The sequence below is a fragment of the Streptomyces sp. MP131-18 genome (assembly GCF_001984575.1).
GTDB lineage: Bacteria > Actinomycetota > Actinomycetes > Streptomycetales > Streptomycetaceae > Streptomyces > Streptomyces johnsoniae.
Genome location: NZ_LZNS01000001.1, coordinates 1,181,314 through 1,207,812, shown reverse-complemented (window position 1 = coordinate 1,207,812; position 26,499 = coordinate 1,181,314). Strand labels below are relative to the sequence as shown.

Genomic DNA, 26,499 nt, shown 5'->3' with positions numbered 1-26,499 from the left:
GGTGCGCTCAGGGGGCAACGGTCACTCAGCGGCTTTGGCCACCGGCAGCCACAGTTCCCCCGAGGAGATGTTCTCGTCCTGCTCGTCGTATTCCGCCCGCACCAGCGAAAGCGCCTCGGCGGTGTGATAGGCGGGGTGGGAAGGGAACCAGGCGGAATAGACCTCGCGCCAAAGGCTCTGAAGACCCTCGGGGAAGCGCACCCGCTCATAGGGGAAGACCGCCCAGGTGGAGGCGGGCACTTCCAAGGTCTCCATCCCCTCGGGGGCCTCGGCGGTGGTGGCCGCGGCCAGGTAGTAATCCATGTCGCTGCCCTCGCCCCCGCCGGGTCCGAGGACGACGGTGGCCGACAGTCCACCGTAGGGCTCCTGGTCGGACAGCTCCTCCAGCAGTTCGTGGGTGGCGTCGTCGATGCTCTCGAAGAACTCGACCAGGGCGGGGTTGAGACCCTCGTGGACGACTGGGACGCGTTTCCTGAGTCCGACCAGACGGAAGGCGTCCTTGTCGACGATGCGGTAGCGCACGGTGCTTCTCCCTTCGATGGTGAGGTGGAAGGACAGCCGGGACTGGGAGGTGAGCGCGGCCCTGGTGCGGCGTGCCTGCCCGGGGCTGATGCCGTGCACGGCACAGAACGCCCGGGTGAACGCCTCGGCCGACCCGTAGCCGTAGCGGGCGGCGATGTCGAGCAGGGTGTCCTTGCCCTCCAGCACCTCCGTCCCCGCCAGGGTGAGCCTGCGGCGCCGCACGTACTCCGAGAGCGGCATTCCGGCCAGTGCGGAGAACATCCGCCGCAGATGGTGCTCGGAAGTGAGCGCTATCCGCGCCATCTCCGCCACATCCACCGGGTTGGCGGGGTCGTCCTCGATTCGCTCCAGTGCCTCGTTCAACCGGTCCAGCATCGGTTCCTCCCTCGTTCACCGGCAACGCTACGGAGGGCACCCCGGGCGCGACCCGACAGTTGCCGTTCGCCTCCGATCAAGTTCCCGGCCGGGGAATTCCGGCATTTCGCCGAGGGGATCGGTTGCTCAGGTGAGGACGAGGAGGGGCGCCCGCCCGCAGCATCGTCCCCTGCACGGTGAGCCGCTCCTGGCCCGAGCAGTGCCGATCGGCAACCACCCTGGGTCCGGAAGGCCGTCAACGGGGGCGTGGCTCAACGCGTAACCTATAGGTTACGCTTTTGTGCGTGGACGAACTGAGCGAGGTGGCCGGCGCCATCGCCGATCCGGTGCGCCGGGAGATCTTGGTCATGCTGCGCCACACCCCGCTGACGGCGGGCGAGATCGCTGCCCGCTTCAGCATCAGCCGCCCCGCGGTGAGCCGCCACCTGCGCGTGCTGCGTGAGAGCGGCCTGGTCCGTGACGAGCAGGCGGGACGCCACCGGCGCTACTCGCTCGTTCCCTCCCGGCTGGATCACCTCGCCACGTGGCTCGCCCGGTTCGAGGAGCGGCGGCCCCAGTGGTCACAGCGCCTGGCCGCGCTGGAGACCGAGGTCCACCGGGCGCGACGGGACCGGGGCCGGGAGGCGCCGGCCAGCGCCCCGTGCACCGCGCACCACCCCGGAAAGGACACGGGATGACTCCAGAGCCCACCGGACTGCTCGTACCCACGCCGACGGGATTCGACCTGATCCTCACCCGCACCTACCGCGCCCCGGCCGTGGACGTCTGGGCGAGCGTCACCGAGCCGGAACGCACCGCCCGCTGGTTCGGCCCGTGGCGCGGCGACGCGGCCCCCGGCCGCACCGTGGAGGTTCAGTTGACGTTCGAGGAGTCGGCGCCCTGGTGCCGGCTCCGGATCGAAGCCTGCGAACCGCCGCGCCGGCTCGCCGTCTCGATGGAGGACGAGGCCGGGTCCTGGCCGCTGGAACTGCTGCTGGACGAGACCGGCGGGACCACGGAGCTCCGGCTCGTCCACCACCTCCCCTCCGCGGATCACCTCGGCGCGACCGGCCCGGGCTGGGAGTACTACCTGGACATGCTCTCCGCCGCGCGCACCGGCGGGCCGCGGCCCGGCTTCGAGGACTACTACCCCGCGCAGAAGGGATACTTCGAATCCCTGGCCCGGTGAGGCGCCCCCGGCGTTCCGCCCGGCGGTCCGCCCCCCCCGGGGGGGCGTCGCTTGACGGGAGTTGATGTGACCGGTCACAATCTGGGTATGTCCATGAGCGGCCACGCCGGGGGCGCCGGCGGTCGGCGGGCCGCCAGCATTCGTGATGTCGCGAGCGCCGCCGGCGTCTCGCACCAGACCGTGTCCCGGGTCATCAACGGGCATCCCAGCGTCCGGGCTTCGACGCGGGCCCGCGTCGAAGCCGCCATCGCCGACCTGGGGTTCCGGCGCAGTGCCACGGCACACGCGCTGGCGCGCGGGCGGTCGGAGTCGGTCACCGTCCTGACTCCCAACACCGTGCACCACGGCTACGCCGCCGCGCTCCAGGGGATCGAGGAGGCGGCCCGCGCCGCCTCCTACATGGTCGGGATCAGCGTGCTGGACTCGGACCGGGAGCCCGTGGTGCGCGAGGCGCTCGCGCGCGCGGCCGGGACCGGGGGCGGCGTCATCGTCATCGCCTACGACCGGCCGGGCGTGCGGGCGTTGGAGCTGGCGCCCGCCGGGATGCCGCTCGTGGCCGCCGTCGAAACGCCCGCGGAGCCGCCCCCGGCGGGCAGCCCCTGGGTGTGGACGGACGACCGGGAGGCCGCCCGCGAGGTGACCCGTCACCTGCTCCGCCTCGGCCACCGCACCGTGCACTACGTCGCCATCCCCTCCACCACCCGCACCGGCGGCGGGGCTCAGCGCGCCGCCGGGTGGCGGGCCGCGCTCACCGCGGCGGGGGCGCCGGTACCGGAGCCGGTGGCGGGCGGGTGGGGCCCGGCCGAGGGCTACGCCGCGGGCCGGGAGCTGGCCCGCGACCCGGCGGTGACGGCCGTGCTGTGCGGGAACGACGCCCTCGCCCTCGGTCTGCTGCGGGCGTTCGCCGAGGCGGGCCGGGACGTGCCGGGGGAGGTGAGCGTCGCCGGGTTCGACGACGCCCCGCACGCCGCGTTCCTCACCCCGAGTCTGACCACCGTCCGCCTCGACTTCGCGGGTCTGGGCCGGGCCTGCTTCGCCCTGCTGCACGGCCTCCTCCAGCAGGGCGAGCCCGTCGCGCCGCACCCGGTGGCCGCGCCGCGATTGATCCTCCGCGAGAGCACGGGGCCGCGCCGCGGCTGACTCCCGGCGCGGGTGCGCCGTTTGACCCTTCCGGACGGGGCACCCGTGGGCCATGGGCGACATTCTCATCGGCACCTGCTCGTGGACGGACCGGGCGCTGGTGGCGGGCGGCTGGTACCCGCCGGGCCACCGCGGCCCCGAGGGGCGGCTGCGGTACTACGCGGCGCGCTTCCCGGTCGTGGAGGTCGATGCCACCTACTATGCTCCGCCGCCCGCGCAGCGCAGCCGGCAGTGGGCCCAACGGACGCCCGACGGCTTCGTGTTCGACGTCAAGGCGTACTCGCTGCTGACCGGCCACCCGACCCGGGCCGGGACCCTGCCGCTCGCGCTGCGCCCGCCGGGGCCCGCGGGGCGGCCGGTGCGCGGCAACGACCTGGGGCCCGCGGCCGTGCGCGACACGTGGGCGGCGTTCCTGGACGGGATCGAGCCGCTGCGCCGCGCCGGGCGTCTCGGCAGCGTGCTGCTCCAGTTCCCGCCGTGGTTCGCGCCGGGGCGCGGCGCGCGGGCGCGGCTCGCGCGGGCGCGCGAGCTGGCGGGCGACGTGCCGCTCACCGCCGAGTTCCGGCACGCGGACTGGCTGAGGGCGCGGCAACGGGCGGACACGCTCGCGCTGCTGCGGGAGCACGGCATGGCGCTGGTGGCCGTGGATACCGCGCAGGGGCTGCCGTCCTCGCTGCCGCCCGTGGCGGAGGTGACGTGCCCCCGGCTGTCGGTGGTGCGGTTCCACGGGCGGAGCGCCGCGTGGGGGACCGGCAGCAAGGAGGACCGCTTCCGGCACCGCTACGTGCGCGAGGAACTGCTGCCGTGGCTGCCGCGCATCGGGCGGCTGGCCGAACGGGCGGACGCCGTGCACGTGCTGTTCAACAACTGCTGCGCCGACGCGGCCGTTTCCGCCGCGGCGCTGATGCGGACGCTGGTCGCCCAGCGGGTGAACCTCGGCTGACGTGACCCCTACCCGTCGTCGGTGCCTATCTCGACGGAGCTGGGGGAGGCGTCGCCGAGGCCGGCCGTGAGGAGGGGGGCCGTCGTGGCGGCCCACCAGGCGGCGAAGCTGTCCGGGCTCGCGCCGCGGAACCACCACTCCGTTCTGCCGCCCAGCTCGTCGAACTCCTCGGCCGCCTCGTAGACCAGCTCGCAGTACACGCGCACGTGGCTGTCGTGCTGCCCGCCGGCCCGCGGCACTTCGAAACGCCGCGCCACGCGCACCGAGAACGTCGGCCCCTCAAGTCCCTCCGACACCCCGTGTGTCACGAGGCAGCCGTCGGCGTCCGGCACGTGGGGGACGTCGAAATCCAGGCGGGCGAACCGTTCGAACGCGTCGAGGACCGACGCCAGGGTCAGCGCCGCGCCCGGCGACTCCTTCCCGAGCAGCCGCTCGAACTCGTCGGTGGCCGAGCTGATGGGCAGTCCCTCCGGCATGGGATCTCCGTTCTCCGCAGGCGGCAGCTTTTCCCTACGGTTGCCCCCGTCCGCCCGCTCGATGCCCAGCGGCGCCGGGTGCGGCACAGGGCGTCAAGACGTTGAACGGGCCTGGCATCGCCTAGGTCCTGTCCTGTCGATCTTGTCGGATAAGCCCGCGGCGTCAGATGCGGTGCATCGCAAGGCGCCGGATCGCAGCTCATACCTGTCCGTATTCGCGCGATTCGGTAACGCAGCGAGGTGCCGTAGCTGGCGTCGCGGGCCCGGCAAGATCGGCCGGACAGGGCCTAGCTGGCAACACCGGTTCCGCCGCGCCTGGGCAGGCTACGGGCCGTTCCCGTTCCGCGGACTTGTGGGGGCCGGCCATCCGGCCGGCGTACGGCCCCGCACCCGACCCGCCCAATCACCGCAGGCCAGCGCGAGTAGGCGATACTGCTGGCGAGGGGACCATCCACCGGTCGTTGGGCTGGTCGGATACTTGTGCAGGGTGGACCCAGCGCGCGCCACTGCGCTCGGTCGGTCCCGGGCCGGCGGTCGTCCGACCGAACCTTGGCCGGCGTTTTCAGATTGCTTCGGAACGGCATATATGGCCGAGGTCGATGCGTTCGTCCGCCTCGTTTGCAAGGGCGGGCCGAATCGGAGCCCAGGACGCGGCGCTCTCGATGCGACGCGGGTCGCCGCAGCTGCGGACCGATCGTTCGCCGAGCACCGGCCAGTCGCAGTCACCGGAATCAAGTCGTAGCGGAGGCATCGGCGGGCCACGCTTTGGCCGGGATGGTCGATCGAGCCTTACCATTCGCAGACGACATGACCGGACTCGTAGCACGGGCTGTCGGTTATGGCGCCGAACGGGAGCACTTCGGCGACGGGGAGATGCTGTCCCAGCCAGGTGGACAGCAGGTCGGGGCGGCCCGCCAACGGCGCCAGTGTGTTGAGGCACACCGGATTTGTGAGGACAGCATGAACCACGGCACCCATCCCGAAGAGCTGCCGGCCGAGGTCCTGGACGACGTGGCCAGCGTGGTCGGGGCAGAGGTCACTCTTCTCAGTCGCCTACCCGGAGGCGTCAACGGGGGTGCCGTGCGAGCCCAGTTGGCCGGAGGGGCAAACGCAGTGCTCAAAGCAGTGCCCCGGGCACACCCCGGCCACCTGGACGAGACGCTGCGAGCCCAGAGAGTGGTCGAGCACATGCGCAGGCGCGGCTATCCCACCCCGGCCTGGCTCGGAGTGGGGGCCACAGCCACTCATGTATGGCATCTGATGGACTTCGTTGACGCGGCCCCCGCGCCAGAGCTGACCCCGTCCCTCATTGAGCAGCTGATGGACATCATCGAACTCCAGGCTGGCCAAGCCTCCGAGCCCTACGACCACTGGTCATACGCCTGGCGGGTCGCCACCGGTCAGGAATCGGCCGTCGCCGGGCTGGATTTCAACGAGACGCCCGAGCAGTCGCTTCTCCGCCAGTCCGTGGCCAGGCTCTCGGGGCATTCCTCCGTGGTGTCGGCCTTGGTCGAGCGCCTGCGTCTCGTGTGTGCCGACGTCCCACCACCACGAGAGGCACCTGACATGGTCCATGCCGACCTCTCAACCCCCAGCAACGTCCTGGTCCGTGACGGAGCGGTGGTGGCGGTCGTGGATATCGGGAACGCAGGTAGCGGCACGCGGGCGACTGATCTCACCACCCTCGTGTGGTACACCTCCCAGGATGATCCGCTGCTGGACGGTGTCCGAAGGCGGCTGTGGACGAGAATCCTCGACCTGGTCGGCTGGGAGGGGACGGCGGTGCTCGCAGCGGCACAGATCCTCCACATGCTCGAGATCCCCATCCGCCACGGGCGCCACGATGTCGTTCCAGGGGTGGTCAAGCGCGGCCATCGCGCCCTCGACGAGCTGAACGCGCTTCGCTGACGAGCAGCGGGAAAAGCTCCGCGGGATCAGCGAACCACGCTGCCACGAACGTGGAGCAGGTGGCGAGGTCGCTCTCCAGGTGGGCGGTAACTGGTCCGGTTCAACAGGTATTGCGTCCCGTCCGGAGTCGGCTCACCGGCCCAATCGGCGGTGGTCCAGCAGTTCCTGCGGGGCAGGTCCGAAAGCAGCCCGAGTACGAACCGTCGCATCCGGCAGTGGAGTTCGCCCCTGACGAACCGGCCTCCAGCAGCAAGGTCACATTCTGGCGCCGGGGCTCGGGCGCCGCTCCGCTTCGAGAACGCTGAACATCTCGGAGTCCCGCCAGCCGTCTCGGATCAAGGCGGTGTGCCGATGCCGCCCCTCGTACGTCATGCCAGGTTTGCCCAGCACCCGAGCCGAAGGGAGATTGCGAGGATCGCAGGTCGCGTAGATCCGGTGGAGTCCCAATTCCCTGAACCCTCGCGACAGAAGCTCTCGCCCGATCGCTGTGCCCACGCCACGCCCCCAGGCCCTCGGGTGCACGATACAGGTGATCTCCCCCTGGCGATGGCGATGGCTGCGAATGTGAAGCTCATCCATACCGACGGGGTTGTTCTCGGAGCGGGCAATGCAGACGAATCTCTGCTGACGAGCACGGGACCAGGCCTCTGCGGCAGTTTGCACGAACGCGCGCGTCTGGTCTTCGCTGTTCGGCCCCCGAGGCTGGTAGCGACAAGCCTCCTCAAGGCTGGCCCAGGAGTGCACCGCTTGCCAGTCATTGAGCGTGAGCTTGCGCAAATTCACCAGAGATTGACTCACGATCGGATCGTGCCAGATCTCGGACCGGCCCGAGCCCGGACCTCAGCGGCCCGCTACCGCAGTCGGAGACGTTCACGATGCGCGGCACCACCGTGCTGTGGGCGACTCGTCGGGTATCCGCACTGGAACTGCGCGGCTCCCCCGGCGGGGCGGGGCGGCCGTGCCTGACTGCCGTCCGGGTCCGGTGGCGTGCCATCATCCTGCGGATGAGCGTGAACGCGGAGGTCGCACATACCGCCAGGGTCTGGGACTACTGGCTCGGCGGGCGGGAGCACTACCTGGTCGACCGCCAGGTGGGCGACCAGGTCCGCGGCATGTACCCGCAGATCCCCCAGGTGGCCCGCGCGGACCGGGAGTTCCTGGTGCGCGCCGTGCGGTTCCTGGCCGAGGGGGCCGGGGTCCGGCAGTTCCTCGACATTGGAACGGGCCTGCCGACCGCGCAGAACACGCATGAGGTCGCGCAGGGCGCCGCACCGGACGCGCGCGTGGTGTATGTCGACAACGATCCGCTGGTGCTGGCCCACGCCAGGGCTCTGCTCGTCGGCGGGCCCGAAGGCGCCACCGACTATGTCGAGGCCGACGTCCGCGAGCCGGAGGCCGTGCTGAGCGGCGCCGCCAAGACGCTCGACCTCGGCCGGCCGGTGGCCGTCATGCTGCTGGGGGTGCTCAACTTCGTGCTGGACACGAACGAGGCGGTGCGCGTCGTGGACCGGCTGCTCGAAGCGGTGCCACCGGGCAGCTATCTGGTGCTGACCCACCCGACGCTCGAACTGGGCGGCGAGGCCAACGCGGCGGCCATGGGCTTCTGGAACGCGCACGCCAGCCCGCCGATCACCGCGCGCAGCCGCTCGGAGGTGTCCCGGCTGCTCCACCGCGTCGAGCTGCTGCCGCCGGGTCTCGTGCCGTGCACGCACTGGCGGCCGGCGGGCGAACCGGACCGGGCCGTCGCCCAGTTCGGCGCGGTCGGCCGCAAGCCCTGAACGCCGCTGCCCGGCGCCGCGGTCACAGCAGGGTGAGCTGCGTGGGCTCGGGCTCCGGCGCGGTCTCCGCGGCGGGGGCATCCCGGCGCCCGCTGTCCCGGGGGCTGCGGTGCGCGCCGGGCCTGGCGGGGCCCATGCCGTACTCGGCCGCCAGCTCGTGGACCTGGCCGGTGATGCGGCGCTGGTACCAGGTGGGGGCATAGGCACCGTCGGCGTAGAGCACCTGGTAGCGGCGGACGAGGTGCGGGTGGTGCTCGCCCAGCCAGCGCATGAACCACTCGCGCGCACCGGGCCGCAGGTGCAGGGCGAGCGGCGTGACGGACGTCGCACCGGCCGCCGCGATGGCGCGGACGGTTTCGCGCAGCTGCGCGGGCGCGTCGGACAGGTAGGGGATGACCGGGGCCATCAGCACGCCGCAGGAGATGCCGTGCTCGGCGAAGGCGCGCACGACGTCCAGGCGCCGCTCCGGCGCGGGGGTGCCCGGCTCGACCGTGCGCCACAGGGCGGTGTCGACGAAGCCGACGGAGACGGAGATCCCGACGTCCGTGACGTCCGCGGCCTGCCGCAGCAGGTCGAGGTCGCGCAGGATCAGCGTGCCCTTGGTGAGGATGGAGAACGGGTTCGCGTAGTCGCGCAGGGCCGCGATGATGCCGGGCATGAGCCGATACCGTCCCTCCGCTCTCTGAAAACAATCGACGTTCGTCCCCATGGCGATGTGCTCGCCGCGCCAGCGCCGCGCGCCCAGCTCGCGGCGCAGCAGGTCGGGGGCGTTCACCTTGACGACGATCTGCGAGTCGAATCCGGTGCCCGTGTCGAGGTCGAGGTAGCTGTGGGTCTTGCGGGCGAAGCAGTAGACGCAGGCGTGGGTGCAGCCGCGGTAGGGGTTCACCGTCCAGGTGAACGGCATGCGGGAGGTGCCGGGCACGCGGTTGACGATCGAGCGGGCGCGCACCTCGTGGAAGGTGATGCCGTGGAACTCGGGGGTGTCGAACGTCCGCGTCACGACGTCGGTGCCGAACAGCGCGGGCGCTGTGGCCGGGGTGTCGTCACTCAGGTTGTTCCAGCGCATCGGGACCCTCCTCGCTGCCGTCGTACCCAAATAGGACACACGTTCGAATCGTGGCTGTCAACCCGGATCGCCTCCCTCGACTTGCCGTTCGGGAAAGTCGGAGGTAGCTTTCCTGGTGGGAAAGTCAAGTGGGCTCGTCCGGCACGGCCGTACGCCGTTCCGGCCCCTCTCGAACCTCTCCGAACCGCCCCGAACTTTCCCGAACCGCACATGAACTGTCCTGAATCGTCATGGAAGGCGACGGCCGTGAGCACACCGGTGAATGCCGAACAGGCATGGAACGATCTCCAGCGCATCCGGGTGCCGCAGGAGCGGGTGTACGACGAGGTCGAGCGGCGCGCGTCCGGCGCGCCCGGCGTGGCATACGCCGCAGCCGCGCTCATGTGGGTCTTCCTGGCCGGCCTTGGCCTGGGCCCGCCCCGGTGGGTCGTCCTGCTGGCCCTCGCCGCGTACGTCGCGCTGCTGAGCGTGCTCACGGTGCGCTACGCCAGCAGGAGCCCGATGCAACTGCACCACTCCCGCTACAACCGGCGGATGTCCGTCACGCTCGTCGCCGGGGTGGTGATGACCGGCGCGACGGCGTGGCTGTCCGGCCGGCTGGCCGAGTCGCTGGAGCCGGTGCTCGCCGGTCTCGTCCAGGCCACCGTCTCGGCGGCCGTGTTCCTGCTGTTCATCGGGCCGGCGAGCCGTTGGGCGGCCCAATCGCTGCGCGGCCATGGCGAACAGGTGGCCCGATGAGCACCCCCACCGGCTTCGACGAGCTGATCCACCCCGCCACCCGGCTGTCCGTGGTCGCGCTGCTCGCCACTACCGAATGGGCGGACTTCGCGTTCATCCGCGACAGCCTCTCGCTCAGCGACTCCGCGCTCTCCAAGCAACTGCACACCCTGGAAGAGGCCGGGTACCTGGAGATCCACAAGGAGGGCGGCGGCCGCAAGCGGCGTACGAAGGTACGGCTCACGGACCGCGGCCGCACCGCCTTCGAGGGGCATGTGGCGGCGCTCCGGGCGATCGTCGAGGGCGCCGGGTCCACGGCGGTCCTGACCGGGGTGGCGGAACGGCGGCAGGACCATGCGGAGGCAGGACCGTGAGGGCGCCGGGGCCCACCCCGACCGCCCGTCCCGTCATCCGGGCGCGGAACGTGACCATGGCGTACGGCGACCTCGTCGTCCTCCGCGGCATCGACCTGGACGTTCACCGCGGCGAGGTCTTCGCGCTGCTCGGGCCCAACGGCGCGGGGAAGACCACCACCGTCGAGATCCTGGAGGGCTTCCGGCAGCGCTCCGCCGGGGAGGTCCGCGTCCTCGGCACGGACCCGGAGCGGGGCGGCGACGCCTGGCGCGGGCGCATCGGGCTGGTCCTCCAGTCCTGGCGCGACCACCGCCGCTGGCGGGTCGCCGAGCTGCTGACGCATTTCGCGACGTACTACCCCGACCCGCGCGACCCGGCCGAGCTGCTGGCCCTGGTCGGCCTCACCGACCAGGCGGGCCGGCAGGTGGACCGGCTGTCCGGCGGCCAGCGCCGACGGCTGGACGTCGCGCTCGGCATCGTCGGCCGCCCCGAGCTCCTCTTCCTGGACGAGCCGACCACAGGCTTCGACCCGGAGGCCCGGCGCGAGTTCCACGTCCTGGTCGAACGGCTGGCCCGCGAGGAAGGCGTCACCGTCCTGCTCACCACGCACGACCTGGTGGAGGCCGAGCGGCTCGCCGACCGGATCGCCATGCTGGTCGGCGGCCGGATACGGGTCTGCGGCACCCCGTCGGACCTCGCTCGGCGGGCCGCCGCACAGACCGAGGTCCGCTGGACGGCCGGCGACGGTACGGCCCACCGCGAACGCACGAAGGACCCCTCACGGCTGGTCTGGCAGCTCCACCGGGACGCGGAAGGACCGATCGCCGACCTGGAGGTCCGCCGCCCGACGCTGGAGGACACCTACCTGCACATGGTGCACCGGGCGGACGACGGCACGGACCAGGCGGCGCCGGCCGTACGAGGAGGGCACAGATGACGGACAAGGAGGAGGGCACAGATGACGGACAAGGAGGAGGGCACAGATGACGGACAAGGTGGACGCGGTGGACACGGCGGACGTGGCGGGCATGAACGACGCACCGGGTGGGACGGCGGAGCCGCGCCGCCCCACCCGCCCGTACTGGCGGGCCGGCCTGCTCCGCGGCGGCATCGAGCTACGCCACCTCCTCCGCAACCCCAAGGAGATGTCCGGCCAGCTCACCAATGTGGTCGTCGCGCTGCTGATCGCCGCCTACGTCAGCGGCGAGGTGCCCGGCACCGATACCCCGATGGCCCACCTGGTGCTCGCGGGCTTCGCCGCCTATCTGCTGTTCCAGATCGGGCTGATCAGCCTCCCGCAGATGCTCGTGACCGAACGGGAGGAGGGCGCACTGCTGCGGCTGCGCGCCACGCCCGGCGGGATACCGGCCTATCTCATCGCCAAATGCCTGCTGGTGGTCGTCATGGCGGTCGGCAGCCTGGGCCTGCTCGTGGCGGCCACGGCGCTGCTGGTGGACGGACCGCTGCCGGGCGGTCCTGGCGACTGGCTGACGCTGCTGTGGGTCACCACGCTCGGGCTGCTCGCCGTCGTGCCGCTGGGCGCGGCCCTGGGCGCCGTGCTGCCCAACCCGCGTGAGGCGCTGGCGTTGATCATGCTGCCCACGATGGGGCTGCTGTTCACCTCGGGAGCGGTCTTCCCGATCACCTCGCTGCCCGTGCTGGTCCAGCAGGCGGCCGCCGTTTTCCCGCTCAAGTGGATGGCCCAGGGCCTGCGTTCGGCGCTGCTGCCGGACTCCGCACGGGCCGCCGAGGCGGCCGGCTCCTGGGAGCTGCCCATGGTCGCCCTGGTGCTGACCGCCTGGGCAGTCATCGGGTTCCTCCTCGCGATCCCCCTCCTGCGCCGCGCCGCCCGCCGCGAGTCCGGCTCCCGCCTGACCGCGCGCCATCGCAAGGCGGTACGGAGCGGGGCGGTGCTCGCGTAGGCAGGCAGTGCCGGCGCCCCGATCGGCCATACGCACACCACACAACGAGACGTGAAGGAGCACCACCTCATGCCGGAGGGCAGCGGCACTCCCCAGCGCAGGGTCAGGGACCGGATTCCGCGCGGTCTGTGGGTCCGCATGCTGATCTACGGCCTCGTCGGTCACCTCTTCGCCGGCTTCCTGGTCTTCCTCTTCTCGCTGGGCGCGAAGGGGTAGCCGCCGCGCGGCGCCGCCCCGCGGCACTGACACACTGGGCCGCCAGGCCCCAACGACAGCAGGAGAGGGTTCGCATGGCGCTGGTCGAGGTCGTCGCGCGGCGGGACATCAAGGCGGAACCGGACGATGTGTTCGACGCCATCGCCGACTATCAGGAGGTACACCCCAAGCTGCTCCCCGAGCAGTTCACCGACTTCGAGGTCAGGGAGGGCGGCGACGGCGAGGGCACCGTGGTCTTCTTCAGGCTCCACGCCACCGCCAAGCGCGTGCGCGAGTGCCTGCTCGAAGTCACCGAGCCCGAGGACCGCAAGCTGGTGGAGTCCGACCGCAACTCCACCCTGGTGACCACGTGGACGGTGGGCGCGGAGAGCGGCGGCTCCCGTGTCACCATCCACACGGCCTGGCAGGGCGTCGGCGGCGTCGGCGGCGTGTTCGAACGGATCTTCGCGCCGCGTGCCCTCAGCGGCATCTACGCGCAGATCCTGGCCAACCTCGCTGCCGAGATGGAGAAGTAGGGTCCGCTCAGCCGTCCCGGCGCAGATGCAGCGCGAGGCCGTCGGTCCCCGGCGCCTCAAGTCCGGGACGCAGTTCGAGGGAGCGGGTGTAGTCGCCGTCCCGCAGCGCGCGGAACGGAAGAGGCTCCGCCGTGAACAGCGTCCGCAGCCGCTCCCGGTACTCCCGCTGTGCCGCCTCGTACGCCTCCTCGCCGAGGCCGATCGCGTGCCAGACCACGAAGGGCTGGAGCACCTCCATCCCCGTGTAGTGCAGCAGCCCGTGGTGCAGCGGGAACAGCACGTCGTTCAACGGCCCGTGGATGCCGCGCCGTGAGAACGCCTGCTCCCTGGCGCCGATCGTCATGGACAGCATCGCCCGCCGCCCTGCCAGGGTGCCGTCGCCGTAACGGGGCATGTCCTTGCCGCCGTAGCCGAAGTTGTACGTGAACACCCGGTCGATCCACCCCTTCATGACCGCCGGCACCGAGAACCACCACATCGGGAACTGGAGGATCACCGCGTCGGCCCACCGCAGCTTCTCCTGCTCCGCCGCGATGTCCCGGGACAGCCGCCCCTCCGCCGTCGCACGCCCGGATACGGCCATCACCTCCAGCCGGTCCGCGGGGGAGTGGTCGGGGAAGTCGTCCGCGTCCACGCCCGCCTTCCACTTCATCGCGTACAGATCCGACTGCCTCACCCGGTGCCCGGCCGCATGCAGCTCCTCGGCGGCGAACGCCGTCAGCGAGGCGTTCAGCGAACGCGGCTCCGGGTGCACGCTGACGATCAGCACGTTCTTCGGCTCGTTGTCGCTCATGTGATCCGTTGTGTCACACCCGCCGCGGGCGGGCCAGCACCCGCCGCTTCCGAAGGAAGCGCGATCCTGGTACCGGCAGGACCAGGCAGGGGGCGGCGCATACTGGGTCGCATGGAGGACAACGGCCACCAGCTGGGCGCCTTCCTGCGGGCGCGCCGCGCCCGGGTGGCGCCGGAGAGCATCGGCATCGCGGGCGGGCGCCGCCGCAGGGTGCGCGGGCTGCGCCGGGAGGAGCTGGCGCAGCTCGCCGGGATCAGCGTCGACTACTACGTGCGGCTCGAACAGGGCCGCGCCACCGCGCCCTCGGCCGAGGTGCTCGGCGCGCTGGCGCGCGCCCTCGGCCTCGACGCCACCGAGCGCGAGCACCTGGCCACGCTCGCCGGCGCGCGCGCCCGCGGCACCGCCCCGCCTGGCGGCCCGGGGGATGGGGTCGGCGCCCCGCTCCAGCGGATGCTGGACGGGATGGCGGGGCTGCCCGCCGTCGTCATGGACCACCGGATGACCGTCGTCGCGTGGAACGCGCTGGGCTCCGAGCTGTTCGGGCGCGTCGCGGAGCGGGACGTGCGCTGGCGCAACCACGGCAGGTACACGTTCCTCGACCCGGCCGCCCGCGACTTCTTTCCCGACTGGGACGAACGGTCGCGGGAGATGGTCGCCGTGCTCAGGCACGCCGCCGGGCGGCACCCCGACGACGCGGAGCTGACCGCGCTCATCGCCGAACTGTCCGCCGGCAGCTCCGCGTTCCGCCGGCTGTGGGAGACCGGGGACGTGCTGGTCTGCGGACGCGGCACCAAGCGGTTCCACCACCCCGCCGTCGGCGGGTTCCCGCTGGACTACGAGACGCTGCACCTGCCCCTCACCGACGGTGGCCCTACTGCACAGATGTACGTATACAGCGCGCCGGAGGGCAGCGAAGGGGCCGGCGCGCTCCGCGCGCTCGCGGCGCGCACGGCAGGCGCGCCCGTGCCGGCCACCGGCTGAACGCGCGGGCGCACGACCACCTTGGCCATCTCCTCCCGCCGCGGCCCGCCCGCGGCGTACCGTGGGAACGCTCCCCGCCCGGAAGGAGAGACGGTGCCCGCCGACCCGGAACGCCCGCAGCAGGAGAGCCCCCGCCAGCCCGCCCCGGTGCCCGGCCGTATCCCGCTCGCGGTGGTCGTCGTCGACGGGGCGGGCCGGGTCTCGCACTGGAGCCGCGGCGCCCGCCGGCTGTTCGGTGCCGACCGGGAGGAGGCGGTGGGCCGGCCGGCCGCGGAGATCATGCCCGTGTCGGGCATCGTCGACCGCGACGTCCCGCCGGACCTGGGCCGCGGACCCGGCGGGCCCGGCGGGCCGTGGCGCGCCATGGACGCCGCGAATGGCCCGGTGGACCCGGAGTCGCGCGTCGAGATCATCTTCGGTACGGAGACCACCGAGCTGGTCCAGCCCACCGCGGGCCGCTTCTGGACCAGGGAGCCGGACGAGAGCTCCGCCGCCCGCGACGTCCTGTGGTGGGTCTACCCGCTCCACGGCCCGGGCGCCGCGCGGGTCCTGGTGCTCGCCGCCGACGGGGGACACGTCGAGGCGACCCGCCTCGGCAGCGGCGAGCGGCTGATTCCCGCCTTCGCCCCGCACACGGACTTCCCCGAGGCGGACCGGCTGGCCAAGGAGCTGCCGCACATCCTGCCCGGCATGGGCACGCGGGACGCCGGCCGCATCGCGGCCCGCATACTCGAACTCGGCTACCCCGTCCTGGAGATCAGCCGTCACACCCGCCTGCCCGTCACCCCCGACTGGGGCGTGCCCCGGCGCGAGCCGCGCCGCCGGGTGCTGCCGGGCACAGCCCGGGGGGCGGACGGCCCGGCGGACGGCCCGGCCCAGGACCTGGAGTACGCGGCGGTCCGCGAACGCCTGGAGTTCCTGAACGAGGTCAGCGGCCGCATCGGTTCCTCCCTCGACCTCACCCGCACCATCCGCGAGGTCAGCGCGGCCGTGGTGCCGCGGTTCACCGACGTCGCCGGTACCTACCTGCGCGAGCAGGTCGTCGCGGGCGAAGGCTTCCCCGACGGGCCGCCCGACGCCAGGACCATGTGGCACCGCGTCGCCGTCGAGCACACGGACGAGCCTGGCCGGTGGGACGACGTGATCCCGGTCGGCGAGTCGATGCCGTTCCCCGAGCACACCCCGTTCTTCCGGTGCATGTCGACGGGCGAGCCCGTGCTCGTGCCGCGCGTCTCCGAGGAGATGGGCCACGCGATCGCCGCCCAGTTCGAGAAGCGGGACATCAGCCCGCTGATCACCCACCGTTCCATGCTGGTCGTGCCGCTGAAGGCCCGTCAGGTCGTGCTCGGCTTCATGATCCTGCTGCGCCACGCCGAACGCCCCGAGTTCAACGACATGGACCGCGTAACCGGCGCGGAGCTTGCGGCGCGCGCCGGGCTCGTGCTCGACAACGCCCGCATGTACACCCTCCAGGAGAACGTCGCCGAGACCCTCCAGGACAGCATGCTGCCGCGCGTCCAGCCGCGCATGGCCGGCTGCGACACCGCCACCCGCTACCTGCCGGGCACCCGGCTCGGCCGCGTCGGCGGCGACTGGTTCGACACCATCAGGCTGCCCGGCTGCCGCACCGCCCTCGTCGTCGGCGACGTCATGGGCCACGGACTGAACTCGGCCGCCATGATGGGGCAGCTGCGGACCGCCGTGCAGACCATGGCCGCGCTCGGCACCGAGCCCGCCCAACTGCTGCGCGGCCTGGACGACCTGGCCCAGCGGCTCGGCGACCACTACCTCGCCACCTGCCTGTACGCCGTCTACGACCCGGTGCGCTCCGTCCTGCGCGTCGCCAACGCCGGGCACATCCCGCCCGTGCTGGTCCGCGCGGCCGACGGGTCCAGCCGCCTGCTCGACCTGCCCACCGGCGCGCCGATCGGCGTCGGCCGGGTCCCGTTCACCACCGTCGAGGTGCCCGTCAGCCCCGGCGACCGGCTCGTGATGTGCACCGACGGCCTCGTCGAGGTCCGCGGCCAGGACATCGGCACCGGCCTCGCCGCCCTGTGCGAGTCCGCCGCCCACCCCGCGGCCGCCATGGACGACGCCTGCGACACCATCATCCGGGCCCTGGCCGCCGCCACCGCGCCCGAGGACCGCAAGGACGACGTGGCGCTGCTCATGGCCCGCCTCGCCGGTATCCCGCCCGAGGACGTCGCCACCTGGCGGCTGGCGGCGCTGCCCGCCCAGGTGCCGCACGCCCGCCGCCTGGTCCGCGCACAGCTGCGCCGCTGGCGGCTGGACGCCGTGGCCGACACCGCGGAGCTGCTCGTCGGCGAAATCGTCGCCAACGCCGTCAGGCACGCGGGGCCCGGCGGCATCGGGCTGCGCCTGGTGCGCGCCGACGCGCTGCTGTGCGAGGTCACCGACGGTTCACCGGCGCTGCCCGCCCTGCGCGAGGCCGGGCCGGGGGACGACGCGGGCCGCGGCCTCGCCGTCGTGAGCCGGCTGGCCCGCGCCTGGGGCAGCCACCGCAGCGGACCGGGCAAGACCGTGTGGTTCGAGCAGAGCCTGGGCCCGCCCGGCACCGATCCGAGCACGGCCGGCAGCACGGCCGACAGGAGGAAGCGATGAGCGGAACCGCGCGATCCGTCGATGCCTGGGACGGCTTCTGGCGCGCCGCGCCGGAAGGCAGGGAGACCGTCTTCTGGGATGCGGCGCCCGGCCGGGTCGCCGCGGACCACCTGCCGCACTTCGCACCCCATTTCGCCGAGCCGCTGCCCCTGGTCGACGTCGGCTGCGGCAACGGCACGCAGACCGCCTACCTCGCCCGCCACCACGCCGGCCCCGTGCTCGGCGTCGACCTGTCGGAGGAAGCCGTCGCGCGGGCCCGCCGCGCGGCCGGGCCCGCCGGGCCCGTCTTCCGGCAGGTGGACGCCGCCGATCCGGCCGCGGCGGCCGTGCTGCACGAGGAGCTGGGCGACTGCCACGTCTACCTGCGGGGCGTTCTGCACCAGGCGCCGCCCGCGGAGCAGGCCGCCCTGGCCGCGGGACTGGCCACGCTGCTCGGCGCGCGGGGCCGCGGCTTCGTGGTCGAGCCCTCCGAGGCCGCGAAGGCCGAGCTGGCCGGGCTGATGCGGCGGCCGGAAGGACCGCCGCCCGCCCTCGCCGCGGTCTTCGAGCACGGCATCAGCCCCGGCGCCCTGGCGGCGGACGAGCTGCCGGCCCTCTTCGCCGCGGCCGGCCTGTCCGTGCTGGCCAGCGGGGCGCTGCCGCTGGCCACCACGGAATGCGGCGCCGACGGCGCGCCCCTTGCCCTGCCGTCGATCTGGCTGGTCATCGGCCGCCGCGGGTAACGTGGCGGCCCATGACCAGGATTCTCGTTTCGGCCGACATGGAAGGGGCCACCGGCGTCACCTGGCCCGCCGACTGTCTGCCCGGCACGCCCGAATGGCAGCGCTGCCGCCCCATGCTCACCTCCGACGTGAACGCGGCCATCGCCGGATTCTTCGACGGCGGCGCGACCGAAGTCCTCGTCAACGAGGCGCACATGACGATGCGCAACCTCCTGCTCGAACAGCTCGACGACCGTGCGCAGCTGCTGACCGGGCGGCACAAGGACCTGAGCATGGTGGAGGGTGTCCAGCGCGGCGACGTCGACGGCATCGCCTTCGTCGGCTACCACACCGGCGCGGGCGACGAGGGTGTGCTGGCCCATACCTACCTGGGCAACTCCCTGACCGGGGTGTTCGTCGACGGCGTCCGGGCCGGCGAGGGTCTGCTCAACTCGCTGGTCGCCGCGGAGTACGGCACCCCCGTGGTCCTGGTCACCGGCGACGACCGCACCTGCGCCGACGCCCGCGGCTACGCCCCGGACGCGCCCGCCGTCGCCGTGAAGGACTACGTCTCCCGCTACGCCGCCGTCTGCCGCACCCCCGCGCGCACCGCGGCCGACATCAGGGCCGGCGCGGCGAAGGCCGTGGCCCTCGCCGTCCGCCGGCCGCCCGCCGCTCCGCGGGAGCGCACCGTCGAGATCGAGTTCGACGCGGAGCATCTGGCCGGCGCGGCCGCGATCGTGCCCGGCGTGACGCAGACCGGGCCGCGCCGGGTGGCGTACACCGCCCCGACGATGTATGAGGGAATCCGCTGCTTCAAGGCGGTGACGACGCTGGTATCGGCAGCGGTGGAGGAATGGTATGGCTGAGCAGACGACGGCGGAGCACGGCGGGGCGGGCCCACAAGCCCCGCCGCATATCGACGCGGTGGCGTGCGAGGAGGCGGTCCGCTTCACCTCGGACCTGATCCGCATGGACACCACCAACCGGGGCGGCGGCGAGGGCACTGAACGGGCGGCCGCCGAGTACGTCGCGGCCCGCCTGTCCGAGGCCGGCCTCGACCCGCAGCTGCTGGAAAAGGCCCCGGGCCGCACCAACGTGGTGGCGCGCGTGCCGGGCAGCGACCCCGGCGCGCCCGCGCTGCTCGTGCACGGCCACCTGGACGTCGTTCCGGCCGACCCGGCGGAGTGGCAGGTGCACCCGTTCTCCGGCGAGATCCGCGACGGTGTCGTGTGGGGCCGCGGCGCAGTCGACATGAAGGACTCCGACGCGATGGTCCTGGCGGTCGTCCGCGCCTGGGCGCGCGCCGGGGTGCGGCCCCGGCGCGACATCGTGCTCGCGTTCACCGCCGACGAGGAGGACACGGCGCAGTACGGATCCGGTTTCCTCGTCGCGCACCGGCCCGAGCTGTTCGAGGGCTGCACGGAGGCCATCGGCGAGTCCGGCGCGTTCACCTTCCACCCCGGCGACGGCCGCCGCCTCTACCCGGTGGCCGCCGGGGAACGCGGCACCGCCTGGCTGACCCTCGCCGCGCGCGGCCGCGCAGGTCACGGCTCCAAGATCAACCACGAGAACGCCGTCACCCGCCTGGCCGCCGCCGTCACCCGCATCGGCGAGCACACCTGGCCGGTGCGCCTCACGCCCGTGGTCAGGGCCGCCCTGACCGAGCTGGCAGCCCTCTACGGCCGGCCGCTGCCCGATCTGGACACCGAGGACCCCGCCGCGCTCGCCGCCGGGGTGGACGACCTGCTCGCGCGCCTCGGCCCCGCCGCGGCGCTGATCGCGCCGACCGTCCGCAACAGCGCCAATCCGACCATGCTGGACGGCGGTTACAAGGTGAACGTCATCCCGGGCCGCGCCGGGGCCCACGTCGACGGGCGCGTCCTGCCCGGCGGCGAGGAGGAGTTCACCGCGACCCTGGACCGGCTGACCGGCGCGGACGTCGACTGGGAGTACCTGCACCACGAGATCCCGCTCCAGGCCCCCGTGGACGGCCCGGCGTTCGCCGTCATGCGTGAGGCGCTCCGTCACTTCGACCCCGGCGCGCACGTCATCCCCTACTGCATGTCGGGCGGCACCGACGCCAAGCAGTTCTCGCGGCTCGGCGTCACCGGCTACGGCTTCATGCCCCTGCGGCTGCCGCAGGGCTTCGACTACCAGGCCATGTTCCACGGCGTCGACGAACGGGTGCCGGTGGACGCCCTGCACTTCGGTACCCGCGTGCTCGACCGGGCGCTGCGCGCGCTCTGACCCTTCAGGAGGACAGGTGACCGACCAGGTTCCGTACGGCAGGTGGCCCTCCCCGATCGGCGCGGACCTGGTGGCCGCGCACGACGGCCGGCCGGAGTACGCCGGCTCGGTCGGCGAGGAGCTGTGGTGGACCGAGCCCCGCCCGGCCGAGGGCGGCCGCCGGGCGCTGATGCGCCTGCGGCCGGGCGCCGCCGCGGCGGAGTCGGTGCTGCCGCAGCCGTGGAACGTCCGCAGCCGCGTCATGGAGTACGGCGGCCAGCCCTGGGCGGGCCTGGACCGCGGCGCGGAGGGGCCGCTGGTCGTCTTCGCGCACTTCGCCGATCAGCGCCTGTACGCCGTCGAGCCGGACGCCGGGACGCCCCCGCGCCCGCTGACGCCGCCCGGGGACGGCACCGGCGGCCTGCGCTGGTGCGATCCGGTGATCCACGCCGCGTTCGGAGAGGTCTGGTGCGTGCTCGAGGAGCTGGACGCCGACGACCCGGACGCCGTGCGGCGGCTGCCGGTCGCGGTGCCGCTGGACGGCTCGGCCGCGGCCGAGCCCGCCGCGCTGCGCGAGCTGGACGGCCCGCGGCACCGCTTCGTGACCGGGCCGCGCCTGTCCCCCGACGGCACCCGGGCGGTGTGGCTGGCCTGGGACCACCCGCGCATGCCCTGGGACGGCACCGAGCTGAAGATCGCCGATGTCGGTCCAGGACCGCGGCCCGCCTTCAGCGGGGTGCGGACCCTGATCGGGGGTCCCGAGGAGTCGGTCGCGCAGGCCGAGTGGGACCGGGACGGCACGCTGCTCGCGGCCACCGACCGCACCGGCTGGTGGAACGTGCACCGAGTCGACCCGGACACCGGCCGCGCGGAAAACCTGTGCCCCCGCGAGGAGGAGTTCGCCGACGCCCTGTGGCGCGTCGGCAGCCGCTGGTTCGCCCCGCTCGGCGACGGCACGATCGCCGTCGTCCACGGCCGCGGCACCGCCGTGCTCGCCGTGCTCGACCCGGCCACCGGCGGCATCGCCGACGCGCAGGGTCCCTGGACCGAGTGGCAGGCGTCGCTCGCCGTCCGGGGCACCCGGGTCACCGGCATCGCCGCGGGGCCCGACCGCGGATACGAGCTGGTCTGCCTCGACACCGCCACCGGGCACTGCCGCACCGTCGCCGCGGGGCACGGCGACCCCGTCGGCCCCGCCCACCACGCGCAGCCGCGGGAGCGGGTCTTCACCGGTCCCGGCGGCCGCGAGGTCCACGCCCGGGTCCACCCGCCGCACAGTCCCGACGCCGCCGGTCCTGACGGCACCCGGCCGCCGTTCGTCATCTGGGTGCACGGCGGCCCGACGTCCCGTTCCGCCGGCATCCTCGACCTGGAGATCTCCTACTTCACCTCCCGCGGCATCGGCGTCGCCGTGGTCGACTACGGCGGCTCCACCGGCTACGGCCGCGCCTACCGCAACCGGCTGCGCGGGCAGTGGGGCGTCGTGGACGTCGAGGACTGCGCCGCCGTGGCGCGGAGCCTGGTCGCCGAGGGCGCCGCGGACCCGGCCGGGCTCGCGATCCGCGGCGGCAGTGCCGGGGGCTGGACCGCCGCCGCCTCCATCGCGCTGCCCGCGACCGCCGGCCTGTACGCGTGCGCGGCCATCAGCTACCCGGTGCTCGACGTCGCCGCCTGGGGCCCAGGGCTGACCCACGACTTCGAGTCCCGCTACCTGGACTCGCTGATCGGCCCGCCCGACGAGTCGGCCGAACGCTACCGGGAGCGTTCGCCCGTGCACCACGCGCACCGCATCACCACGCCGTTCCTGCTGCTCCAGGGCCTGGACGACCCGATCTGCCCGCCGGCCCAGGCGGAGGCGCTGCTCGCCGCCGTCGAGGGCCGCGACGTGCCGCACACCTACCTGACGTTCGCGGGGGAAGGCCACGGCTTCCGCCGCGCGGAGACCATCCGCACGGCGCTCGAAGCCGAGCTGGCGCTGTATCTGGAACGCTTTCCCGCCGCCGGCTGAGGGCCGGGGCCGCCGGTCGCTCACTCGGATGGCGGACCTCGGCGTCCCGGGAGACGATGGCGTGAGGACGTTCAGACCGACCGACCCGAGGAGGAACGTCATGACCACCGCCGCGGACATCATGAACCCGGGTGCCCAGTGGATTCCGGAGACGGAGACGCTGGACCGCGCCGCGCAGCTGATGCGCGAGCTGGACGTGGGCGCGCTGCCCGTCAGCGACACCAACGAGCGGCTGTGCGGCATCATCACCGACCGCGACATCGTGGTGAAGTGCGTCGCCGCGGGCCACGATCCGGCCCAGGTCACGGCGAGCGAGCTGTGCCAGGGCACCCCCCGCTGGATCGGCAGCGAGGCGGACGTCGGCGAGGTGCTGTCGGAGATGGGCTCCCACCAGATCCGCCGCCTGCCGGTGATCGACGGCGACAAGCGCCTGGTCGGCATGATCAGCGAGGCCGACCTCGCGCAGGTCCTCACCGACGACCAGCTCGCCGACTTCGTCTCCCAGGTCTACGCCTGAGCACCGTCCCGTCCCGGACGGACGCACGGCGCGGACCCCCCGGGCCACCGGGGGGTTCTCCGTGCCCGGCCGCGGTGCCCGGCCGCGGTGCCCGGCCGCGGTGCCCGGCCGCGGTGAGCGGCTCGCCGGGCGGAAAGCGGCGGCCGCTCGCATCCTGGAAGCATGACCTCAAGCACCAGAAGCAGGCGCGGCAGCGAATTCTGGACGCCAGGACGGATCACCGTCGCCGCGGTCGCCCTGCTCACCTTGATCTTCATCTTCGAGAACACCCGCCAGACCAGGGTCAGGCTGCTGATTCCCGAGGTGACGATGCCGCTGTGGCTCGCGCTGCTCGCCCCAGGAGTCATCGGCGCCCTGTGCGGCGTCTACTTCGCGCGCCGCAGGTGAGGCCCCGCGTCCGCTGAACCCTCGGCGCCGGTGCGGGCGTTGCCCTGTTGTTCACCGGGGCGACGCCGTGTTCCATGGTCATCACGCCACCGGCCACGGGAGGGACCATGGCACGCACCGCGACGACCATCCGACGCAGCACACTGACCCTGCCCGTCGCGCCCGTGGGCCCGGAGAATCCGCTGCCGCCCCTGCTGCCCAGGGACGAGGCCCACCGCATCGACGAACGGCAGCGCGCCACGCTGCCGCAGGACATGGCCCGACAGGTCGGGTACGCCCCGCTGACCACCGTGCTGCCCACCCGGCTCCTCGACGGCTACGGGCGCCGCAGGGCCCGCGCCGAGCTGGACACCGTCGTCATCGAGAACGACCGGCTGTGCGCCACCGTGCTGCCCGGCTTCGGCGGCCGGGTCCACTCCCTGTACCACAAGCCGTCCGGCCGGGACCTGCTGTACACCAACCCGGTGCTCCAGCCCGCGGACTTCGCGCTCAACGGCGCCTGGTTCTCCGGCGGCATCGAGTGGAACATCGGCGCCACCGGCCACACCACCCTGTCCTGTGCCCCGGTGCACGCCGCCGTGGTGCCCGCGCCCGGCGGCGGCCGGATGCTGCGGCTGTGGGAGTGGGAACGGCTGCGGGACACGCCGTTCCAGGTCGATCTGTGGCTGCCGGACGGCTCGGACCACCTCTTCGTCGGCGTGCGCATCCGCAATCCGCACGAGGCGCCCGTTCCCGTGTACTGGTGGTCCAACATCGCCGTCCCCGAGGACCACGGAACCCGCGTGCTGGCCCCGGCCGACGAGGCGTGGCACTTCGGCTACGCCAGGACGCTGCGCCGCATACCGGTGCCCGAATGGGACGGGGCGGACCGCAGCTACCCGCTGCACGGCGACTACCCGGCGGACTACTTCTACGAGGTGCCGGGGGAGGCGAGGAAGTGGATCGCCGCGCTGGACGGGCACGGCACGGGCCTGGTGCAGACCTCGACCGCGCGGCTGAGCGGGCGGAAGCTGTTCGTGTGGGGCGCGGGTCCTGGCGGCAGGCGCTGGCAGCGCTGGCTCACCGAGGAGGGCACGCCCGGCTACGCCGAGATCCAGGCGGGCCTCGCCCGCACCCAGCTGGAGCACGTGCCGCTGCCCGCCGGGGCCGAGGTCAGCTGGCTGGAGGCGTACGGGCCGCTGAGCGGCGACCCGGCGCTCGTGCACGGCACGGACTGGGCGGCGGCCCGCGCGCACGTCGCGGAGCGGCTGGCGGACGCCCTGCCGCAGGCGCGGGTGGACGCGGCCTACGCCGCCTGGCTGCCCTGCGCCGACCTCGACCCGAAGGAGATGCTGCACACGGCGACCGGCTGGGGCGCCCTGGAAGTCGCGCGCGGCGGGTACGAGCTGCCCGGCACCCCGTTCGACCCGGCCGCGCTGGGGGAGGAGCAGCGGCCGTGGCTGCACCTGCTCGACACCGGGCGGCTGCCGGAGGAACGGCCGGGCCCCGCGCAGCCGCCAGGGCCCGGGCCGGTCTCCGCGGCCTGGCGGGAACGCCTTGAGTGCGCGCCGGGCGGCCCGCTGACCGACTACCACCTGGGCGTGGCCCAGTGGCACGCCGGGGACCGCGCGCAGGCGGAGCGCAGCTGGCAGCGTGCGCTCGCCGCGGCCCCCACTCCGTGGGTGCTGCGCTGCCTGGCCGTGGCCCGCGCCGCCGCGGGCCACGCCGAGCAGGCCGCGGGGCACGCCCTGGCGGCGGCCGAGCTGGCGCTCGACACCGCGGGCGTGCCGCTGCCCGCCCTGGCCGCGCTCGGCCGGGAGGCCGTGCCGCTGCTGCTCGCGGGCGGCCGGACGGCCGACGCGCGGCGGGTCTTCGACCGGCTGCCGGCCGGGATCAGGGAGACGGGCCGCTGCCGGCTGCTCCACGCCCGCATCCTGCTCGCGCAGGGCGAGACGGCCGCGGCCAGGGCGGTCTTCGACGCCGGGTTCGAGGTCGCCGATCTGCGGGAGGGCGACGAGTGCCTGAGCGACACGTGGGCCGAGCTGACCGGTGACCCGCTGCCGGAGCGCTACGAGTTCCGGATGCGCCCGGCCTGACCGGTGCCCGCTGCGGGCCGCTGCGTGTCCGCGGCCGACCGCTCGGACACGCGACCGGTAAACGGGCAGCGAACGGGCACCGATCTTGCCCGTTCGGACCGCTCCAACGGTCATCTGCCCGGTCGGCGACCTGTCGAACGGTCATAACCGGGCGTGATCGTTCCCGGAGTATCCCTGTGCAGCGAGGGTTTGGCGCGATAGAACTCTGCCCACGGGCCCAACCGGGCAGAAAGAGCAGAGAACCGGAACCGTTGTGAGGAGGCACGCCATGACGGCGGAGGAGCGCCAGCGCGCCATCGTCGGAGCAGCCCGGCGCTCGGGCGCCGTCGAGGTCACCCGGCTCGCCCGCGACCTGGGTGTCGCCAAGGAGACCGTGCGCCGCGATCTGCGCGTACTGGAAGCACACGGTTTACTGCGGCGGACCCACGGCGGGGCCTACCCCGTGGAGAGCGCCGGCTTCGAGACGACCCTCGAACTGCGCGCCACCCGGAACGTTCCGGAGAAGCGGCGCATCGCGGCCGCCGCCGCCGAACTGGTCGGCGAGGCCGAGACCATCTTCATCGACGAGGGCTTCACCCCGCAGCTCATCGCCGAATCGCTGCCCAGGGACCGCCCCCTGACCGTGGTGACCGCCTCGCTGACCGTGGCCACGACGCTGGCGCCGACCGACAACTGGACGGTGCTGCTGCTCGGCGGCCGGGTCCGCGGCGCGACGATGGCGACGGTGGATCACTGGACGGCGAAGATGCTCTCCGGCTTCGTGATCGACCTGGCCTTCATCGGCGCCAACGGCATCTCGCGCGAGCACGGCCTGACCACCCCCGACCCGGCCGTCGCCGAGGTGAAGCGTCAGGCGGTGCAGGCGTCCAGGCGCCGGGTGTTCACCGGCATCCACACCAAGTTCGGCGCGTCGAGCTTCTGCCGCTTCGCGGACGTTCCCGACCTCGACGTGATCGTCGCCAGCACCAGTCTCAGCACCGCGGAGGCACACCGCTACTCCCTCCAGGGGCCGCAGGTCATCCGCGTCTGACCGGCCCCCGCCCCCCGTTCCCCGACACCCCCGCACGGGCAGTGCGGCCTCGC

Annotated in this window: 27 protein-coding genes and 1 pseudogene; 22 read left to right on the top strand and 6 right to left on the bottom strand. The window is 73.3% G+C overall.

The genetic code is table 11. The annotated features are described in order from the left end of the window. Positions 1 to 21: 21 nt before the first annotated feature. Positions 22 to 897 carry a helix-turn-helix domain-containing protein gene (locus tag STBA_RS05110; protein ID WP_077058086.1) on the bottom strand — a complete coding sequence of 292 codons (876 nt, stop codon included), beginning with the start codon at positions 895 to 897 and terminating at the stop codon, positions 22 to 24. A gap of 284 nt (positions 898 to 1,181) precedes the next feature. Between STBA_RS05110 and STBA_RS05105 the strand changes: the two genes are divergently transcribed. From STBA_RS05105 to STBA_RS05090, 4 genes are all read left to right on the top strand, one after another. Continuing rightward, on the top strand, positions 1,182 to 1,574 hold the full coding sequence (locus STBA_RS05105; RefSeq protein WP_077058085.1) for a metalloregulator ArsR/SmtB family transcription factor: 393 nt from the start codon (positions 1,182 to 1,184) through the stop codon (positions 1,572 to 1,574). After that, positions 1,571 to 2,065: an SRPBCC family protein gene (locus tag STBA_RS05100; protein WP_077058084.1), complete on the top strand. Its 495-nt coding sequence runs from the start codon at positions 1,571 to 1,573 to the stop codon at positions 2,063 to 2,065. The genes STBA_RS05105 and STBA_RS05100 overlap by 4 nt, the downstream gene beginning before the upstream one ends. 87 nt (positions 2,066 to 2,152) lie before the next feature. After that, positions 2,153 to 3,205: a LacI family DNA-binding transcriptional regulator gene (locus tag STBA_RS05095; protein WP_077058083.1), complete on the top strand. Its 1,053-nt coding sequence runs from the start codon at positions 2,153 to 2,155 to the stop codon at positions 3,203 to 3,205. A 52-nt stretch (positions 3,206 to 3,257) separates the two neighbouring features. Then, positions 3,258 to 4,148, top strand: coding sequence for a DUF72 domain-containing protein (locus STBA_RS05090; RefSeq protein WP_077058082.1), 891 nt, complete (start codon positions 3,258 to 3,260; stop codon positions 4,146 to 4,148). Between the two features lie 8 nt (positions 4,149 to 4,156). On the opposite strand, the gene STBA_RS37040 is transcribed toward STBA_RS05090, so the two are convergent. After that, entirely contained in the window at positions 4,157 to 4,624 is a 468-nt protein-coding gene (locus STBA_RS37040; RefSeq protein WP_077058081.1) for a hypothetical protein, read from the bottom strand. A gap of 960 nt (positions 4,625 to 5,584) precedes the next feature. On the opposite strand from STBA_RS37040, the gene STBA_RS05080 reads away from it, so the two are divergent. Next, positions 5,585 to 6,532 carry a phosphotransferase gene (locus STBA_RS05080; protein WP_077058080.1) on the top strand — a complete coding sequence of 316 codons (948 nt, stop codon included), beginning with the start codon at positions 5,585 to 5,587 and terminating at the stop codon, positions 6,530 to 6,532. 95 nt (positions 6,533 to 6,627) lie between these two features. On the opposite strand, the pseudogene STBA_RS38630 reads toward STBA_RS05080, so the two are convergent. Together STBA_RS38630 and STBA_RS05070 are read right to left on the bottom strand one after the other, a co-directional pair. Then, a pseudogene (locus tag STBA_RS38630) lies at positions 6,628 to 6,741 on the bottom strand (IS701 family transposase); the annotation flags it as partial. Between the two features lie 46 nt (positions 6,742 to 6,787). Beyond that, positions 6,788 to 7,330 (bottom strand): GNAT family protein, encoded by a 543-nt coding sequence (locus tag STBA_RS05070; RefSeq protein ID WP_079251725.1) that lies wholly within the window; start codon positions 7,328 to 7,330, stop codon positions 6,788 to 6,790. Between the two features lie 206 nt (positions 7,331 to 7,536). Between STBA_RS05070 and STBA_RS05065 the strand changes: the two genes are divergently transcribed. Continuing rightward, on the top strand, positions 7,537 to 8,310 hold the full coding sequence (locus STBA_RS05065) for an SAM-dependent methyltransferase (protein ID WP_077063115.1): 774 nt from the start codon (positions 7,537 to 7,539) through the stop codon (positions 8,308 to 8,310). Between the two features lie 22 nt (positions 8,311 to 8,332). Here STBA_RS05065 and STBA_RS05060 read toward each other — a convergent pair whose 3' ends face one another. After that, the gene (locus STBA_RS05060) at positions 8,333 to 9,379 is read right to left on the bottom strand and encodes an Rv2578c family radical SAM protein (RefSeq protein WP_077058079.1); all 1,047 of its coding nucleotides are present in this window, start codon (positions 9,377 to 9,379) and stop codon (positions 8,333 to 8,335) included. A gap of 246 nt (positions 9,380 to 9,625) precedes the next feature. Between STBA_RS05060 and STBA_RS05055 the strand changes: the two genes are divergently transcribed. The 6 genes from STBA_RS05055 to STBA_RS05030 all read left to right on the top strand — a co-directional run bounded on the left by STBA_RS05055 (position 9,626) and on the right by STBA_RS05030 (position 13,103). Next, positions 9,626 to 10,117 (top strand): hypothetical protein, encoded by a 492-nt coding sequence (locus tag STBA_RS05055; RefSeq protein ID WP_253194534.1) that lies wholly within the window; start codon positions 9,626 to 9,628, stop codon positions 10,115 to 10,117. Continuing rightward, entirely contained in the window at positions 10,114 to 10,470 is a 357-nt protein-coding gene (locus STBA_RS05050) for a transcriptional regulator (protein WP_077058078.1), read from the top strand. Before STBA_RS05055 ends, STBA_RS05050 begins: the two co-directional genes overlap by 4 nt. 56 nt (positions 10,471 to 10,526) lie before the next feature. After that, a complete protein-coding gene (locus STBA_RS05045) occupies positions 10,527 to 11,387 on the top strand; it encodes an ABC transporter ATP-binding protein (protein ID WP_077058077.1) in 861 nt (286 codons plus the stop codon). 91 nt (positions 11,388 to 11,478) lie between these two features. Continuing rightward, on the top strand, positions 11,479 to 12,372 hold the full coding sequence (locus tag STBA_RS05040; RefSeq protein WP_077063113.1) for an ABC transporter permease: 894 nt from the start codon (positions 11,479 to 11,481) through the stop codon (positions 12,370 to 12,372). A 51-nt stretch (positions 12,373 to 12,423) separates the two neighbouring features. Beyond that, positions 12,424 to 12,588 carry a DUF6126 family protein gene (locus STBA_RS05035; RefSeq protein ID WP_311616810.1) on the top strand — a complete coding sequence of 55 codons (165 nt, stop codon included), beginning with the start codon at positions 12,424 to 12,426 and terminating at the stop codon, positions 12,586 to 12,588. 74 nt (positions 12,589 to 12,662) lie between these two features. Beyond that, positions 12,663 to 13,103, top strand: a complete 441-nt coding sequence (locus STBA_RS05030; RefSeq protein ID WP_077058075.1) for an SRPBCC family protein — start codon at positions 12,663 to 12,665, stop codon at positions 13,101 to 13,103. 7 nt (positions 13,104 to 13,110) lie between these two features. Here STBA_RS05030 and STBA_RS05025 read toward each other — a convergent pair whose 3' ends face one another. Continuing rightward, the gene (locus STBA_RS05025) at positions 13,111 to 13,896 is read right to left on the bottom strand and encodes an NAD(P)H-dependent oxidoreductase (RefSeq protein WP_077058074.1); all 786 of its coding nucleotides are present in this window, start codon (positions 13,894 to 13,896) and stop codon (positions 13,111 to 13,113) included. 111 nt (positions 13,897 to 14,007) lie between these two features. Between STBA_RS05025 and STBA_RS05020 the strand changes: the two genes are divergently transcribed. The 10 genes from STBA_RS05020 (at position 14,008) to STBA_RS04975 (ending at position 26,446) form a co-directional block, all read left to right on the top strand. After that, complete coding sequence (locus STBA_RS05020; protein ID WP_077058073.1) at positions 14,008 to 14,877, top strand: helix-turn-helix transcriptional regulator; 870 nt, start codon at positions 14,008 to 14,010, stop codon at positions 14,875 to 14,877. A gap of 93 nt (positions 14,878 to 14,970) precedes the next feature. Beyond that, positions 14,971 to 17,499 carry a SpoIIE family protein phosphatase gene (locus tag STBA_RS05015; RefSeq protein WP_077058072.1) on the top strand — a complete coding sequence of 843 codons (2,529 nt, stop codon included), beginning with the start codon at positions 14,971 to 14,973 and terminating at the stop codon, positions 17,497 to 17,499. Next, entirely contained in the window at positions 17,496 to 18,221 is a 726-nt protein-coding gene (locus STBA_RS05010; RefSeq protein WP_077058071.1) for a class I SAM-dependent methyltransferase, read from the top strand. Before STBA_RS05015 ends, STBA_RS05010 begins: the two co-directional genes overlap by 4 nt. Before the next feature lie 11 nt (positions 18,222 to 18,232). After that, positions 18,233 to 19,069 (top strand): M55 family metallopeptidase, encoded by an 837-nt coding sequence (locus STBA_RS05005; RefSeq protein ID WP_077058070.1) that lies wholly within the window; start codon positions 18,233 to 18,235, stop codon positions 19,067 to 19,069. Further along, on the top strand, positions 19,062 to 20,450 hold the full coding sequence (locus STBA_RS05000) for a M20/M25/M40 family metallo-hydrolase (RefSeq protein WP_077058069.1): 1,389 nt from the start codon (positions 19,062 to 19,064) through the stop codon (positions 20,448 to 20,450). The genes STBA_RS05005 and STBA_RS05000 overlap by 8 nt, the downstream gene beginning before the upstream one ends. A 16-nt stretch (positions 20,451 to 20,466) precedes the next feature. Continuing rightward, the gene (locus STBA_RS04995) at positions 20,467 to 22,437 is read left to right on the top strand and encodes a prolyl oligopeptidase family serine peptidase (protein WP_077058068.1); all 1,971 of its coding nucleotides are present in this window, start codon (positions 20,467 to 20,469) and stop codon (positions 22,435 to 22,437) included. Between the two features lie 100 nt (positions 22,438 to 22,537). Beyond that, positions 22,538 to 22,954, top strand: a complete 417-nt coding sequence (locus STBA_RS04990) for a CBS domain-containing protein (protein WP_077058067.1) — start codon at positions 22,538 to 22,540, stop codon at positions 22,952 to 22,954. A 162-nt stretch (positions 22,955 to 23,116) separates the two neighbouring features. Continuing rightward, on the top strand, positions 23,117 to 23,341 hold the full coding sequence (locus STBA_RS04985) for a DUF1049 domain-containing protein (RefSeq protein ID WP_077058066.1): 225 nt from the start codon (positions 23,117 to 23,119) through the stop codon (positions 23,339 to 23,341). A gap of 107 nt (positions 23,342 to 23,448) precedes the next feature. Beyond that, the gene (locus STBA_RS04980) at positions 23,449 to 25,416 is read left to right on the top strand and encodes a DUF5107 domain-containing protein (RefSeq protein ID WP_077058065.1); all 1,968 of its coding nucleotides are present in this window, start codon (positions 23,449 to 23,451) and stop codon (positions 25,414 to 25,416) included. Positions 25,417 to 25,684: 268 nt separating this feature from the next. Beyond that, positions 25,685 to 26,446 (top strand): DeoR/GlpR family DNA-binding transcription regulator, encoded by a 762-nt coding sequence (locus tag STBA_RS04975; protein ID WP_077058064.1) that lies wholly within the window; start codon positions 25,685 to 25,687, stop codon positions 26,444 to 26,446. Positions 26,447 to 26,499 lie beyond the last annotated feature (53 nt).

Coding starts and splice junctions, on each gene's coding strand:
- STBA_RS05110 (WP_077058086.1), bottom strand. CDS start 897: ATGCTGGACCGGTTGAACGAGGCACTGGAGCGAATCGAGGACGACCCC.
- STBA_RS05100 (WP_077058084.1), top strand. CDS start 1,571: ATGACTCCAGAGCCCACCGGACTGCTCGTACCCACGCCGACGGGATTC.
- STBA_RS05095 (WP_077058083.1), top strand. CDS start 2,153: ATGTCCATGAGCGGCCACGCCGGGGGCGCCGGCGGTCGGCGGGCCGCC.
- STBA_RS05090 (WP_077058082.1), top strand. CDS start 3,258: ATGGGCGACATTCTCATCGGCACCTGCTCGTGGACGGACCGGGCGCTG.
- STBA_RS37040 (WP_077058081.1), bottom strand. CDS start 4,624: ATGCCGGAGGGACTGCCCATCAGCTCGGCCACCGACGAGTTCGAGCGG.
- STBA_RS05080 (WP_077058080.1), top strand. CDS start 5,585: ATGAACCACGGCACCCATCCCGAAGAGCTGCCGGCCGAGGTCCTGGAC.
- STBA_RS05065 (WP_077063115.1), top strand. CDS start 7,537: ATGAGCGTGAACGCGGAGGTCGCACATACCGCCAGGGTCTGGGACTAC.
- STBA_RS05060 (WP_077058079.1), bottom strand. CDS start 9,379: ATGCGCTGGAACAACCTGAGTGACGACACCCCGGCCACAGCGCCCGCG.
- STBA_RS05050 (WP_077058078.1), top strand. CDS start 10,114: ATGAGCACCCCCACCGGCTTCGACGAGCTGATCCACCCCGCCACCCGG.
- STBA_RS05045 (WP_077058077.1), top strand. CDS start 10,527: ATGGCGTACGGCGACCTCGTCGTCCTCCGCGGCATCGACCTGGACGTT.
- STBA_RS05040 (WP_077063113.1), top strand. CDS start 11,479: ATGAACGACGCACCGGGTGGGACGGCGGAGCCGCGCCGCCCCACCCGC.
- STBA_RS05030 (WP_077058075.1), top strand. CDS start 12,663: ATGGCGCTGGTCGAGGTCGTCGCGCGGCGGGACATCAAGGCGGAACCG.
- STBA_RS05025 (WP_077058074.1), bottom strand. CDS start 13,896: ATGAGCGACAACGAGCCGAAGAACGTGCTGATCGTCAGCGTGCACCCG.
- STBA_RS05020 (WP_077058073.1), top strand. CDS start 14,008: ATGGAGGACAACGGCCACCAGCTGGGCGCCTTCCTGCGGGCGCGCCGC.
- STBA_RS05010 (WP_077058071.1), top strand. CDS start 17,496: ATGAGCGGAACCGCGCGATCCGTCGATGCCTGGGACGGCTTCTGGCGC.
- STBA_RS05005 (WP_077058070.1), top strand. CDS start 18,233: ATGACCAGGATTCTCGTTTCGGCCGACATGGAAGGGGCCACCGGCGTC.
- STBA_RS05000 (WP_077058069.1), top strand. CDS start 19,062: ATGGCTGAGCAGACGACGGCGGAGCACGGCGGGGCGGGCCCACAAGCC.
- STBA_RS04990 (WP_077058067.1), top strand. CDS start 22,538: ATGACCACCGCCGCGGACATCATGAACCCGGGTGCCCAGTGGATTCCG.
- STBA_RS04985 (WP_077058066.1), top strand. CDS start 23,117: ATGACCTCAAGCACCAGAAGCAGGCGCGGCAGCGAATTCTGGACGCCA.
- STBA_RS04980 (WP_077058065.1), top strand. CDS start 23,449: ATGGCACGCACCGCGACGACCATCCGACGCAGCACACTGACCCTGCCC.
- STBA_RS04975 (WP_077058064.1), top strand. CDS start 25,685: ATGACGGCGGAGGAGCGCCAGCGCGCCATCGTCGGAGCAGCCCGGCGC.